16 protein-coding genes are annotated in these 13,893 nt (G+C 54.4%); 3 read left to right on the top strand and 13 right to left on the bottom strand.

The annotated features are described in order from the left end of the window. Window positions 1-9 precede the first annotated feature (9 nt). The 5 genes from rplW to H627_RS18065 form a co-directional block, all read right to left on the bottom strand. On the bottom strand, window positions 10-294 hold the full coding sequence (gene rplW, locus H627_RS0111335) for a 50S ribosomal protein L23 (RefSeq protein ID WP_027829050.1): 285 nt from the start codon (window positions 292-294) through the stop codon (window positions 10-12). After that, on the bottom strand, window positions 294-917 hold the full coding sequence (gene rplD / locus H627_RS0111330; RefSeq protein ID WP_027829049.1) for a 50S ribosomal protein L4: 624 nt from the start codon (window positions 915-917) through the stop codon (window positions 294-296). The genes rplW and rplD overlap by 1 nt, the downstream gene beginning before the upstream one ends. Window positions 918-943: 26 nt before the next feature. Beyond that, on the bottom strand, window positions 944-1,585 hold the full coding sequence (rplC, locus tag H627_RS0111325) for a 50S ribosomal protein L3 (RefSeq protein ID WP_027829048.1): 642 nt from the start codon (window positions 1,583-1,585) through the stop codon (window positions 944-946). Between the two features lie 33 nt (window positions 1,586-1,618). Further along, a complete protein-coding gene (gene rpsJ / locus H627_RS0111320; protein WP_022528409.1) occupies window positions 1,619-1,927 on the bottom strand; it encodes a 30S ribosomal protein S10 in 309 nt (102 codons plus the stop codon). 407 nt (window positions 1,928-2,334) lie between these two features. Continuing rightward, the gene (locus H627_RS18065; RefSeq protein WP_035440813.1) at window positions 2,335-2,916 is read right to left on the bottom strand and encodes a MarR family winged helix-turn-helix transcriptional regulator; all 582 of its coding nucleotides are present in this window, start codon (window positions 2,914-2,916) and stop codon (window positions 2,335-2,337) included. 195 nt (window positions 2,917-3,111) lie between these two features. On the opposite strand from H627_RS18065, the gene H627_RS0111310 reads away from it, so the two are divergent. From H627_RS0111310 to H627_RS0111300, 3 genes are all read left to right on the top strand, one after another. Continuing rightward, window positions 3,112-3,498, top strand: a complete 387-nt coding sequence (locus H627_RS0111310) for a DUF1093 domain-containing protein (RefSeq protein ID WP_027829047.1) — start codon at window positions 3,112-3,114, stop codon at window positions 3,496-3,498. A gap of 173 nt (window positions 3,499-3,671) precedes the next feature. Continuing rightward, a complete protein-coding gene (locus H627_RS0111305; protein ID WP_027829046.1) occupies window positions 3,672-5,564 on the top strand; it encodes a glycoside hydrolase family 2 TIM barrel-domain containing protein in 1,893 nt (630 codons plus the stop codon). Further along, the gene (locus H627_RS0111300) at window positions 5,545-6,507 is read left to right on the top strand and encodes a beta-galactosidase small subunit (RefSeq protein WP_027829045.1); all 963 of its coding nucleotides are present in this window, start codon (window positions 5,545-5,547) and stop codon (window positions 6,505-6,507) included. The genes H627_RS0111305 and H627_RS0111300 overlap by 20 nt, the downstream gene beginning before the upstream one ends. Before the next feature lie 82 nt (window positions 6,508-6,589). On the opposite strand, the gene H627_RS0111295 is transcribed toward H627_RS0111300, so the two are convergent. The 8 genes from H627_RS0111295 to H627_RS0111255 form a co-directional block, all read right to left on the bottom strand. Beyond that, window positions 6,590-7,153, bottom strand: a complete 564-nt coding sequence (locus H627_RS0111295; protein WP_027829044.1) for a peroxiredoxin — start codon at window positions 7,151-7,153, stop codon at window positions 6,590-6,592. Window positions 7,154-7,235: 82 nt separating this feature from the next. Further along, window positions 7,236-7,454 (bottom strand): hypothetical protein, encoded by a 219-nt coding sequence (locus tag H627_RS0111290; protein ID WP_027829043.1) that lies wholly within the window; start codon window positions 7,452-7,454, stop codon window positions 7,236-7,238. Between the two features lie 236 nt (window positions 7,455-7,690). Beyond that, entirely contained in the window at window positions 7,691-9,796 is a 2,106-nt protein-coding gene (fusA, locus tag H627_RS0111285; protein WP_027829042.1) for an elongation factor G, read from the bottom strand. A 218-nt stretch (window positions 9,797-10,014) separates the two neighbouring features. Beyond that, window positions 10,015-10,485 carry a 30S ribosomal protein S7 gene (gene rpsG / locus H627_RS0111275; RefSeq protein ID WP_027829040.1) on the bottom strand — a complete coding sequence of 157 codons (471 nt, stop codon included), beginning with the start codon at window positions 10,483-10,485 and terminating at the stop codon, window positions 10,015-10,017. A gap of 43 nt (window positions 10,486-10,528) precedes the next feature. Continuing rightward, complete coding sequence (rpsL, locus tag H627_RS0111270; RefSeq protein WP_027829039.1) at window positions 10,529-10,945, bottom strand: 30S ribosomal protein S12; 417 nt, start codon at window positions 10,943-10,945, stop codon at window positions 10,529-10,531. Between the two features lie 202 nt (window positions 10,946-11,147). Next, entirely contained in the window at window positions 11,148-12,230 is a 1,083-nt protein-coding gene (locus H627_RS0111265) for an ABC transporter permease subunit (RefSeq protein WP_027829038.1), read from the bottom strand. 15 nt (window positions 12,231-12,245) lie between these two features. Continuing rightward, window positions 12,246-13,556 (bottom strand): hypothetical protein, encoded by a 1,311-nt coding sequence (locus tag H627_RS0111260; protein ID WP_152319455.1) that lies wholly within the window; start codon window positions 13,554-13,556, stop codon window positions 12,246-12,248. A 45-nt stretch (window positions 13,557-13,601) separates the two neighbouring features. Then, window positions 13,602-13,893: IS5/IS1182 family transposase (locus H627_RS0111255; protein ID WP_027829036.1), on the bottom strand; the 292-nt coding region annotated here is incomplete at its 5' end.

Raw genomic sequence — 13,893 nt, 5'->3', positions numbered from 1 at the left:
TGACGTGGATTACTCTTCGAACAGTTTGATTTCTTTGCTGTCTGCAGACAACGTAACGATTGCCTTGCGCCGCTTCTTGGTCCGACCAATGTATTGGCCAACCCGCTTCTTCTTCGGCTTGATGTTGGCAATGTTCACGGACTTGACATGAACATCAAAGATTTCTTCAACTGCATGCTTCACAGCGATCTTGTTCGCGCCGATTGCAACATCGAACGTGTACTTCTTGTCGTCCATGAGGGCCATGGATTGTTCGGTGACAACGGGGCGTAAAATGATATCTCTTGCTGCCATTATGCGAGCACCTCCTCAATCTTGGAAAGCGCTGCTTGGGTCAAGATCAGCTTGTCGCTGTTCACAACGTCTAAGACGTTAACGCCGGTTGCTGGGACAACGGTAACGTTGGCCAGATTGCGGGCGGACAAAGCAGCTTGTTCGTTGCCTGCTTCTAAAGCGATCAGTGTCTTGCTGGCCACCTTCAGGTTCTTCAGGACATTGGCGAATTCCTTCGTCTTCGGGCTGTCGAACTTCAAGGTATCAACAACGATCAAATCACCGTCAAGAACCTTTTGCGAAAGTGCGGACTTGATTGCCAAGCGGCGAACCTTCTTCGGTAACTTGTAGGCATAGGACCGTTGGGTCGGGCCAAAGACGATACCGCCGCCGCGCCATTGCGGTGCCCGGATCGAACCTTGCCGTGCCCGGCCAGTACCCTTTTGCTTCCAAGGCTTGCGGCCGCCGCCGCGGACTGCGGAACGATTAAGAACCGCATGGGTGCCGTGGCGCTGACCAGCCCGTTGCATGATCACGGCGTCGAAGATGACGCTGTTGTTCGGTTCAACACCGAAGATCTCGTCATTCAACGTAATTGTGCCGTTCTCACTGCCGTCTTGCTTGTATAATGTGACGTCTGCCATTTAGTGCTCCTCCTTTCTCTGAATGATTATTTCTTAAGCTTGCCGTGTTTAACGGTCGAACGAATCGTTACTAATGATTTATTTGCGCCAGGTACATTGCCCCGAATCAAAATCACGTTGTTTTCAGTATCAGTGGACACCACTTCAAGGTTTTGCATAGTGACCTTGTGGTTGCCCATACGACCAGGAAGAGCCTTGTTCTTGAATACCCGGTTGATGATGGAACCCATTGAACCTGGTACTCGGTGGTAACGAGAACCGTGGGTTTCAGGACCGCGGGACTGGTTGTTCTTCTTGATGTTACCTTGGAAACCATGGCCCTTCGAACGACCGGTGACATCAACGATGTCGCCTGTCTTGAATTCGTCGACTGTAACTGTCGCACCAACTTTATAATCGTCTAGCGCAACATCGCGAATTTCCCGAATGTAGCGCTTAGGCGTCGTGTTAGCTTTTGCTGCATGACCTTGCGCAGGTTTGGTACTCAATACTTTACGCAGATCGTCGTAGCCGAGTTGGACCGCTTCGTAGCCGTCTGTCTCCGGAGTCTTAACTTGTAAGACCACGTTCGGTTCTGCCTTGATGACAGTCACCGGAATCAGCTCGCCGTTCTTGGTAAAGACTTGAGTCATTCCCACTTTTGTTCCTAAGATACCTTTTCTGGCCATGAGTACACCTCCAATAAATTTGAATTAATTTGTTTACAGCTTGATTTCGATATCGACACCGCTCGGCAGATCCAGCTTCATCAGTGAATCAACCGTCTTGGGCGTCGGATCAATGATATCGATCAGGCGCTTATGTGTCCGCATTTCGAATTGTTCACGCGAATCCTTGTACTTATGGGGTGAACGAATCACCGTATACAGGGAGCGTTCTGTGGGCAGCGGGATCGGGCCAGAAATCTGAGCGCCGGTACGTTGTGCGGTTTGCACGATCTTATCAGCAGCTTGGTCCAAAGTCCGATGCTCGTATGCCTTCAAACGAATACGAATCTTTTGTTTTGCCATGTTGTGACCTCCTTCGTCTATTTTCGCAAAGTAGACTAGCTCGGCAGAAATTTCCGGCTTAACCCGTGGCAAAGCATCCGGGCGTGTCGCAACCTCCTGCGTCTGCGCTACTTGATCCTGTTCTCCATCGGGGGTATATTAATCCCCCCTGAAAAAACAGCACCTTTGATATTCTACAAGATAGCCTGCCTGATTACAAGCAGGAATTGAGATTTGCAGAAAAAAAGAGGCTGGCATGCAGCAAGCGCTGGCGCTTTCTTGCAAGCTCAGACCTCTTTTGCCTCATTCAATGCGTTACCCAGCATTGTACCACGAAATCCAGCGGACACCAAAACAGCCCGGCAGGACGCGTTGTTCGCGTTGCCGAGCTGTGGGTTTCTTCTATTGAATAGGCACTGCGTTACTGCTTAAAACGCGCGGCCTTGGAAGCCGTCGTGGCGAAAGTCCCGGCGCGGGCCGCCGCCAAAGCCGTGGGGGCCGTGGTGCGGACCGCCGAAGGGACCGCCATGGCGCGGGCCTGGTCCGCCGAAGCGGGGACCATCGGGAATATCCGGGCCATCTTGAACCTTCGCCGCCAGGCTTTCATCAGCCTTGGTCAGCAGAGTCAGCAATTGCTGCTGTTCCTCGTCGGTCAACCCCGCGAAGGCTTGGTCGGCGAAGTCAGTCTGGGCCTGCTGGGCTTCCGTCAGCTTGGCTTGGCCGGCATCGGTGATGTGGATCCGGCTGGCCCGCTTGTCATCGGGATCCGGCTCCCGAGTGATGAAGCCGGCATCTTCCAGTTTCTTCAATAATTCAGAAACGGAGGACGGCCGAATGTCGAGGATCTCAGCGAGTTGGGCCGAAGTCGGCTCGTTTTCATGGGCGATCACCGCCAGCAGGCGGGCCTGCCCATGATGATGGGGCGGTTGCGGCTGCTGCCAGGCAAAACGCCGGGTCAGGTGGCCAAAACGACGGAAAGCGCGAAACAGGTTATCGGTTTGTTCAGTCATAGAAAATCGTCTCCTTGAGTTGTTTTAGTTAGGGCCCTTAATATCAGGTACCTAACATATTCCTAGAATACACCCAACTTTTGACTTTGTCAAACTATGCAGGTACCTATCATTCTTTGCCTTACGAATTCGTTAGCGCACAACCTAGCAGGCGGCGCTATACTATTTTCAATCAATCAATCGGAGGAAAATTCCATGAAGAAAATACTGACCGTCATCCTGTTCGCCCTGCTCATTGTCGCCGCGTTCTTCGGCTACCGCTATTGGAATGCGACCTATAATGGCAAGACCTCTTATGCTGTGGTGAAAACGACTCCGCCGCGCACGGAAACGGTGGATGCCGACGGGAAGAAAGTTACGGATAACGGGCAGCAGCTGTACTCCTACGACTACACCTTCGAATTTGTCCGGGAAGACGGCTCCAAAGTCACCGTTCCCTTCGAAATCAGCGCGCTGGATCCCAAACCGCTGACGCAGGGCATCTACATCACCGGCAAGGTATCACAAACCCGCGTTGTCGAAGGTCCGAGCCCTGTGGCTGCCGATAAGGTCCCGCAAAAGGTGAAAGATCAATTGAAGTAGCACCACAGTCCCGCGCCGCCGCCATTTCTGGTGGGCGGCTTTTTTAATTCTGTGCGGCTTTCAAATCTTCATACTTTTCTGGCCATTCACCCCTACTTTCACCCCCTTGAATCGGCTTACACTATCCTTGTAAAGCCTGTCAGAGGCTAATTTCAAATACGAGGTGAATTATTGTGGAATCCGATATTCGGTGGTTGGACGATCCTCAGACTTTTCGGGTGGGGCAATTGCCGGCCCATAGCGACCACCGCTTCTATCAGCATTACCATGAAATTGACGCCCATGATTCCAGTCTCAGCCAAAGTCTGAACGGGCAGTGGCACTTCCACTACGCGCCTAATCCCCAGGCGCGGCTGAAGGACTTCTGGGCGGCTGATTTCGATACCAGCGGCTTCGACACAATTGATGTGCCTGGACACATCGAACTGGCCGGATACGCCAAATTGCACTACATTAACACGATGTATCCCTGGGAAGGCCACCATTTCCGCCGGCCGGCCCATACCGTGGGTCAGGACACCAGTGGAGCCGGCATGTTCAGTACCGCCGAGGATAATCCGGTGGGCCAGTATGTCACCGACTTCACCCTCGCCCCAGAATTTGCTAACAAGGCGGTCACCATTCAGTTTGCCGGCGTTGAACAGGCCATGTACCTCTGGCTCAACGGTCATTTCCTGGGCTACGCCGAGGACAGCTTCACGCCCTCCGAGTTTGATCTGACCCCTTACCTGCAGGCCGGCAGCAACCGCCTGGCCGTGGAAGTCTTCAAGCGCAGTACAGCCGCTTACCTGGAGGATCAGGACTTCTTCCGGTTCTTCGGCATTTTTCGGGATGTCACTTTACTGGCCAAGCCGGCGGCGCACATCGGAGACCTGCACATCCAGCCGACACTGGCAGATGATTTGCAAAGCGGTGTCGTGCGCTTGGACTTGCAGTTCAGTCCCGTGACTCCCGATGCCACCGTCCGCGCCATCATCCGAGACGACGAGGGCCAAACCTTGCTGGACACCACGCAGCCAGTGGCCGCCAGTCAGACGATCACCAGCGACACGCTAGTTCACGTCCATCTGTGGGATCACCGCCATCCCTACTTATATCAACTCTATCTGGAGGTGCGGGATGGTCAGGGTCAACTGTTAGAAATCGTGCCCTATCAGTTCGGCTTCCGCAAAATTGAAATTAACGCCGAGCGGGTGATCCGCTTGAACGGTCAGCGGCTGATCATCAATGGGGTCAACCGCCATGAGTGGGACGACGAGCGCGGCCGGGCGATCACCGAAGCCGACATGTTCCACGACATGCACACGATGAAGACCAACCATATCAATGCGGTACGCACCTGCCATTACCCGGATCAGATTCCGTGGTACTACCTGTGCGACGAGAACGGTATCTATATGATGGCCGAAACGAACCTGGAATCCCATGGCACCTGGCAAAAGATGGGCGCCGTGGAGCCTTCCTATAATGTACCGGGCTCTGTCCCAGAATGGCGGGACGTGGTGCTGGACCGGGCCAAGACGAATTATGAGGTATTCAAGAACCACACTGCGATTCTGTTCTGGTCCCTGGGCAACGAGTCTTACGCCGGCGATAATATTGCAGCGATGAATCATTACTTCAAGACCGTCGATCCCACCCGCTTGGTCCACTATGAAGGCGTCGTCCATGACCGCGCCTACGAAGATCGCATTTCTGACGTTGAAAGCCGGATGTATGCCCACCCTGACGACATCGTCAAGTATCTCAGCGATCACCCGAAGAAGCCGTTCCTACTATGCGAGTACATGCACGACATGGGCAACTCGCTGGGCGGCATGCAGGCTTACATGGACCTGATCGACCGCTTCCCGCAGTATACCGGCGGCTTCATCTGGGACTTCATTGATCAAGCCATCGCCATCACCGATCCGGTGACTGGCCAGCATGTGCTGCGCTACGGCGGCGACTTCGATGATCGGCCGGCCGACTATGAATTCTCTGGTGACGGTCTGCTCTTCGCTGACCGGACACCGAAACCCGCATTACAGGAGGTGCGCTGCTACTATGGCCGATACGACAAGTAAACCATTACGGGTCATCTATGGTGACGTGACCCTGGGCGTGCAAAGCGCCCGGACCCAATACATCTTCAATTACACCCGCCACGGGCTGGAATCCCTGGTGATCGACGGCAAAGAATGGCTGTACCGTACGCCGCTGCCGACATTTTGGCGGGCAACTACGGATAATGACCGAGGCAATGGCTTTTCCCAGAAGTCTGTCCAATGGCTGGGCGCGGACATGTTCATCCAAGATGCTGGCGCTACGGTGAAAATCGACGGGCAGCCCATCGACCTGCCCATTGCGCCGAGCAACAATCAGTATTCAGACCACGAATACGCCGCCGGCGTTGAGGTCACGATCAACTTTACGACCGTCACGATCCCCACCACGGCGGTCCAGGTGACGTACACCATCGCCGGCGACGGGACATTAACCGTGCACGTGCACTACACCGGCAACGCGAATCTGCCGGATCTGCCCGTCTTCGGGTTCCGGCTGATCATGCCGACTAAGGCCGTACGCTATGAATACGCCGGCCTGTCCGGCGAGACATACCCCGACCGGATGGCTGGCGGGGTGCCTGGCACGTATACGGTTCAGGGGCTGCCGGTCACGCCGTACCTGGTGCCGCAGGATTGCGGCGTGCACATGGCCACTAAGTGGGTCAAAGTCACCCGGGGAACCACCCAGGACAATACGAATCTGCACCCAGGCGAGTTCGGCCTGCAGATCAGCAGCGTGGATGCCCCGTTTGCTTTCTCCTGTCTGCCCTACACAGCGGAAGAGTTAGAAAACGCCACGCACATTGAAGAACTGCCCCCAGCCCGGCGGACCGTGCTCAGCATTCTCGGGGCGGTTCGCGGGGTCGGCGGAATCGACAGTTGGGGGGCAGATGTGGCCAAGCAATACCATATTCCCGCCAGCCGCGACATTGATTTCAGTTTCACTGTGGCGCCGGCCTAATTAACCCGCGCACCCAAAAAACAGGATTCGCGGCCCACACCCCAATCGGTGTGCCGTGAATCCTGTTTTGCTGTCTGCCAGACTAAATCTTGCCGACTAGGGCGGCACCAGGCTTCAATGTCTTTTCACCCGGATGCCAATTGGCAGAACATACCTGATCCCCGTGGGCCGCCACGAACTGGGCAGCTTCCAGAGTGCGCAGGAACTCAGCTGCATTGCGGCCAATACCCATGTTGTTGATCGTATAGGATTGAATCTTGCCTTCAGGGTCAATGATGAACGTCCCCCGAAATGCTTGACCGCTGGCCTCGTCCCGGACACCTAAAGCATTGGCCAAAACGCCGGCCGGATCAGCCAACATCGGAAATTGAATCTTCTTGATGGTCGGGCTCTGATCGTGCCACGCCATGTGGACGAATTCCGTATCTTCAGAGACCGAGTACACCTCCGCATTGTGGGCCTTGAATTGTTCGTAATGGTCCTGCAGATCGCCCAGCTCCGTCGGGCAGACAAAGGAAAAGTCTGCCGGATAGAAGGTCAGAATGGCCCAGTGACCCAGCATATCAGTGCGGCTGACATCATGAAAATCACCGTTTTGATAGGCTTTGACCGTGAAGTCCGGCAGTGTTTTACCAATAAAACTCATTTCGGTTCCTCCAATTTAGAATCATTCTTGATTCACTTTCTAGGATAGAACACCGGAGTATGTTTGGCAAGCCTAAAAAAATTTATCTATTCTCGCGATTATGGACTCGTTTGCGTAGAAAGTTGACCAGTACCGCCAGCCACAACAAACCGCTCACGCCCACAAAGAGCCAGACCCCGAACAATTCCAGTCCCGTCGCGTCGCCTTCGTACACATCCAGACAATAAAACACCAGCCACGCCGCTAAGGCCACCGTGGCGAAGATGGCGCCGTGCACTAAATACTGTCGAATCTTCCCCATGACGGCTGCCTCTTTTCTTCCCTGCTCCGCCATTAACGGGCTGCGCCGACCAGAAGCTAGGCCAGAAGACCCGGCAGACATAAAACCTAAGCCCGGGTTTTCTATCTGCCGGGTCTTCTGGCTACACTTCTAACCGGTCGGCTCCGCCCTCACGCAAAAAAAGCACCCCGCAACACCGTCTCTATTATATAGAGAAAGCGCTGCAGGGTGCTGTTTAACGACTTAGCAGATCAATCTTAGTTTTCACGCGGATTGTTGTTGCCGCCGTTCTTCTTGATGATCTCAGCTTGGATACTCTTCGGTGTCGCTTCGTAGTGGTCGAAGGTCATGGTGAAAGTACCACGGCCCTGAGTCGCACTACGCAGGGTTGTCGCGTAACCAAACATTTCGGATAACGGTACGAAGGCATTGATTACCTTGGCATTGCCGCGGTCTTCCATGCCGTCGATCCGGCCCCGGCGACCATTGATCTGGCCCATGACGTCGCCCAAGTATTCTTCAGGCATAACGACTTCGACCTTCATGATCGGTTCGAGGATCACTGCACCGGCAGTCGGGACAGCGTTCCGCAGAGCCAGAGAAGCAGCAACCTTGAACGCCGCTTCAGAGGAATCGACTTCGTGGTAAGACCCGTCATACAGCTTAGCCTTGACGTCGATCAGCGGATAGCCAGCCAATACACCATTGGCCATGGATTCCTTCAGACCTTGTTCAACGGCCGGAATGTATTCCCGGGGAACAACACCACCGACAATGGCGTCTTCGAATTCGAAGCCCTTGCCCGGATCATTCGGTGTGAACTGAATCCAAACATCACCATATTGACCTTTACCACCGGACTGACGAACGAACCGGCCTTGGGCAGAAGTTTCCTTGGTGAAGGTTTCACGGTAAGCAACCTGCGGTTCACCGACCTTAGCGGCCACGTGGAACTCACGGCGCATCCGGTCAACCATGATGTCCAAATGCAGTTCGCCCATGCCGGCGATCAGCGTTTGACCAGTTTCCGGGTTTGTCTCGGCCTGGAAGGTCGGGTCTTCTTCAGACAGCTTCTGAATCGCGTTGTCCAGCTTGTCCCGGTCTTCCTTGGAATCAGGTTCGATCGATACTTGGATAACGGGATCCGGAATTTCCAGAGATTCCAGAATCAAGGGATGATCCGGATCAGTCAAAGAGTCACCAGTGGTGGTGTTCTTCAAACCAATGGCGGCGGCGATATCACCGGAGAAGACTTCAGGAATTTCCTGACGGTGGTTGGCGTGCATTTGCAGCAGACGGCCAACCCGTTCACGGACTTCCTTCGTCGCATTCAGCACGTAGGAACCAGATTCCAGCGAGCCGGTGTATACCCGGATGTAAGTCAGACGGCCAACGAACGGGTCGGTGGCAATCTTGAAGGCCAACGCGGCAAAGGACTTGTCGTCGCCGGCAACCAGTTCAACGGGATCGCCAGTTTCAGGATCCTTGGCGTTGTACGGCTTAACATCCAACGGAGACGGCAGATAGTCGATAACGGCATCCAACAGCATCTGCACACCCTTGTTCTTGAAGGCTGACCCAGCCAAAACCGGGTAGAACTTCAAGTCGATGGTGGCCCGACGGATAGCAGCACGCAATTCATCATTGCTGATTTCGTCGCCTTCCAGATACTTCTCCATGATGTCGTCGTCCACGTCGGCAACGGCTTCAACTAATTCCGTCCGGCGCTTCTTGGCTTGTTCCAAGTAATCAGCAGGAACATCTACTGTATCCCACTTAGTACCCAGTTCATCTTCATCATAAAGGTCGGCCTTCATATCGATTAAGTCGATGACCCCTTCGAAGGAATCTTCGGCCCCGATAGGCATTTGCACGGCGTGAGCATTCGCACCCAAGCGATCGTGCAGCGTCTGTACGGAATAATCGAAGTCGGCGCCAATCTTATCCATCTTATTGACGAACACGATCCGCGGTACGCTGTACGTGGTCGCCTGCCGCCAAACGTTTTCTGTCTGCGGTTCAACACCAGACTGGGCATCCAGAACAGTGATCGCACCATCCAGTACCCGCAGGGAACGTTCTACTTCAATTGTGAAGTCCACGTGTCCTGGGGTATCAATGATGTTGATCCGGTGATCCTTCCATTGGGCCGTTGTTGCCGCAGAAGTGATCGTGATCCCACGTTCCTGTTCTTGAGCCATCCAGTCCATCTGTGAAGCCCCTTCGTGGGTTTCACCGATTTTGTGAATTTTACCGGTATAGTACAGAATACGTTCAGTCGTGGTCGTCTTCCCCGCATCGATATGGGCCATGATCCCGATGTTACGGGTCTTGGCGAGGGGGAATTCACGCGTATTTGCCATGAATTAATGTTTCTCCTTCCAATATTGTTACATGTTTACTGCTGCGTTGGCCCATTCAAGATGAGGCTGGTCAGCGCAGTCCGTCAATTGTTCATGCAGACGTTCGCTGCTGGCAGACCAGAGGTCGGTATTGTTCGGCTTCTGGCACCGTTTCGTTTAGAAAAAGTTGGCTATCCGGTGAACCAGACTTCGATCCAAGGAATAGCCAACAGCGTCGATTAGAAGCGGTAATGTGCGAATGCCCGGTTGGCATCGGCCATCTTATGAGTGTCCTCACGCTTCTTCACGGCTGCACCGGTGTTGTTCGCTGCGTCCATGATTTCGCCAGCCAAACGCTCCTCCATGGAGTGTTCGCCGCGCAGACGAGCGTAGTTAACGAGCCAGCGCATACCTAATGTGGTCCGCCGTTCAGGGCGTACTTCGATCGGTACCTGGTAGTTAGAACCACCGATCCGACGAGCCTTAACTTCCAGAACAGGCATAACATTCTTCATGGCTTGTTCGAAGACTTCTAAGGGTTCGTTACCGGTTTGTTCCTTGACGATGTCGAAGGCATGGTAAAGGATCGTTGCTGCAGTCCCCCGCTTGCCGTCATACATCAAGTGGTTGATCAAACGAGATACTAATTTTGAATTATAAATCGGATCCGGCAAGACGTCGCGTGTCGGAACATGTCCTTTTCTTGGCATTGTGCAAAAACCTCCTGTACGTTTACTTGATTGGTGGAACTAATTACTTCTTCTTCGGCCGCTTAGCACCGTACTTGGAACGGCCTTGCATCCGGCCATCAACACCCGCAGTATCCAATGCACCACGGACGATATGGTAACGAACACCAGGTAAATCCTTAACACGGCCGCCACGGATCAAGACAACACTATGTTCCTGCAGGTTGTGGCCAATACCAGGAATATAAGCAGTGACTTCGATCAAGTTAGACAAGCGCACACGAGCGTACTTCCGCAAAGCGGAGTTCGGCTTCTTCGGTGTCATAGTACCGACACGAGTTGCAACGCCCCGCTTTTGCGGTGCAGGATTATTTGTCAATTGTTTCTTCATACTGTTGTAGCCAAAGTTCAATGCAGGAGCATCGGACTTGGATGTACGAGACTTACGACCTTGACGTACCAATTGGTTAATTGTTGGCATGTATATGGGTCTCCTTCCAAATTTTGGATTTATTTGCTGTCCACATATCCAGGCGTGCCCCACTGTCTAAAAAAATAGGAAAACCCTGGATTATTCGACTTAATAATGCCCATCAGTCAGTTCAGCACGTTCCGATTAATGGAAACACTGGATGAAAAAGCACCTTGAAAATAATACCATGCACGGCGAGTGAAAGCAACACTCACTTCGTCGATTTCCGCCACCAGAAATGACCGCCGACTAATGCAGCGAGAATCAGTGCGGTATCGGTAATACCCATGAGTGTGCCATAGACCAGCACATTCCGCAACCCAACATGGGTACTCAGACCCAACTGATAGAATGGGTTCAAAGCCGCCAGCAGATTCGTACTCGCCTCGCCGAAGAACAGCGCGCCGCTGCCCAGGACCGCGATCATGGCCACGATCACCGTAAACCGATCCCGTAACAGAATGCTGAGCCAATATAATAGAACGATCACGAGCGTGCTGACCAGAATGATGGTCAACATGTTGGTCAGCAGGACGCTGTTCAAGGTCACGATCCAAGTGCCCACCGCACGCCAAGGATACGCGCCGCCCCATCGCTGCCCCGACCGGATAGCGGCCAACAGATAGCCGAATACTGACCAAAGCACGAGCTCACTGCCGGCAATCACCAGGGCCAGCCCCAGCTTGTGCCGGCTCAGCCGCTGACGTTCCTGGGGCAGCATCAGCAACAGCCGAATACTGCCCGTTTCCCAATCCCGAGCGAAGAGGCCGCCAAATTGCAGAACCAAGAGGCTCAAAATGAGCAGAAAGACCGCGGCGTTTTGGCTGCGGCCAAAGGCGGCCGCCGGGGTTAAGGACGACACGTTTTCCCGCGGGACAAGTTCGTGCTGCTGCAAGTATCTGTCCCGCGTGATTGCTTGGTGGATGACGGTCGCACTGCGCTGTGAAAATGGGAAGGCCGGGTGCTGGAGCAGGCGGTAATAGGCCAACCGGTGCGACAGCAGGTTCCTGCGATGACCCGTCAATGCGCGCCCATAACGGCTGATGATCGTCTGCTCCCGTTGAATGGCTGCACGCTGCTTGGTCACTTTCTCCGTCTGCGTTTGATCGGCCAAGTTTTTATCAGCATCAGCCAGCTGCTGGCTTTCGGCCAGCAGGGTATCGTATTCCCGGGCGTTGGCCTGCTGGGCCTGGTTGCTGGCATAAACATAGCTGCCCAGAATCACCGCGAAGCCCAGCGCAAACAGCGCCCAGTTGAGCCACTGCCGCCGCCATTGCCGAAATTCCCACCACATACCAGCACCGCCTTTCTAAATCAGTTCATTCCGTTTCGTCGCCCGCCACATCAGCCAACCGGCAATCAGCGCGCCCGTGATTGTTAAGCTGCCGACAGCCGTGAGCAGTCCCACCTGCCCGGCTTGGCTGGGTGGGAAAAGATTGCTGATGGTGCCGCCATCGTAATAACTTAGGTTGCTCACCGGCAGCATCACCGCTGCCTGACCATACCGGCCGAACTGGCCAAACCGATCCAGCGATTGCATGTACATGGATTGCATGGGCAAATAATCGGTGCCGAAGAACAACCGGCTGGCCTGCAGGTAATTCAACGGCAGCCAGCTGAGCAGGATCCCGGTCAGATTCGGCAGCAAACTCACGGCCGCCTGCCCGACCAGGACCAAGTATGCCGCCATCGCCAGCAGCATCCGGCCCAGATCGCTCTTGATCCGAATGATATAGGTTAAGGCCAAGCGGCCAAAGAGATACAGCAGGATGAGGCCGAGCATAAAAAGCAGCAGTGTCCCTAACACCACCCGCCACGCCGGCCAGATGGCGATCGTCCCGGAAACGCGGGTGAGTACCGGATAGTCCGCCCGCAAATGACCGCCGCGCAAAACGGCCATGGCGGTCCCGCCGCCCAGCATCAAGCCGACTGTCAGTGCGGCATCGGTACAAAAGACCAGGCACTGGGCAACAAATAACTGCCACCGCCGACCGGGCAGACAGGCCAGCAAACGCCGGCGGGCGCTGATCGTGTCGCTGATTTCTTCTACAAATAAGACCAGTGTCACCACGAGGATGCCAACAATGGAGGTCAATACTGGCAGGAAGCTGATCAGGAAACTCCAATCCTGGGTGCCGTACCGCATGGACACCGGCGGTTGGCGCTCGGTCTGCAGCTGTTTAGCCAATTGTGCCCGGTGGCGCAGCGTTTGGGTAAAGGAAATGGGGCCGAAGCGGTCCGTACCAGGCAAAGCACCCGCTCCCAGCGGCAGGATGAAGTTATCCTGGAAGGCCGCCCGGGTCGCTGCCAGTTCATTCTGGGTCTGCTGCACCGCAGTCAGGGCCCTTTTCTGCTGAACGGCGGCAAAGAAGTCAGTCAGCCCTACCTTATCTGTCGCCTGCGGACTCGGCGGTACGATACTGGCCATCGGGAACCCTTTGGTAATCAAAGTAACATTATCCTGCCGAATCTCATTATTGAGCCGCATCTCGGCGGCATTCTGCTGGGCAAACCAGAACCATGCCACCCAGGTGAGCAGCACTAAGAGGCCCACCAGCAGGACGCGCCGGCGGGAATGCCAGTGACTTTTCAGTAGGAACCGATAGAGTGCCCCCATCATGCGCCTCCTTAGCGGATCTCGTTTTGACTAGGGTGTGTCTGAAAATTACTTAAGCCATACCCATATTGCTGCAACGTAAACCGCGCCCAGAAAGACATGCGCGAGCTTATCATAGCGTGTGGCTATACGCCTGAACTCCTTCATCTGGTTGAAGAAGCCTTCGATTAGATGTCGCTCCTTGTAAAGATAGAAGTCGCACGGCCAGGGGTTCACTGCATTGCTTTTGGGTGGGATTGTGTAGTATCCCTCCTGAGACGTGATGAAGTCTCGTAGCGCCTGCGTCCCGTACGCTTTGTCCGCCAGGACATTGACGCTCTTCAATGGAATAGTACCGAGC

Source organism: Schleiferilactobacillus harbinensis DSM 16991, assembly GCF_000425885.1.
Classification (GTDB): Bacteria; Bacillota; Bacilli; order Lactobacillales; family Lactobacillaceae; genus Schleiferilactobacillus; species Schleiferilactobacillus harbinensis.
The sequence above is the reverse complement of the archived record's forward strand: the minus strand, read 5'-3'. Positions and strand labels throughout refer to the sequence as shown.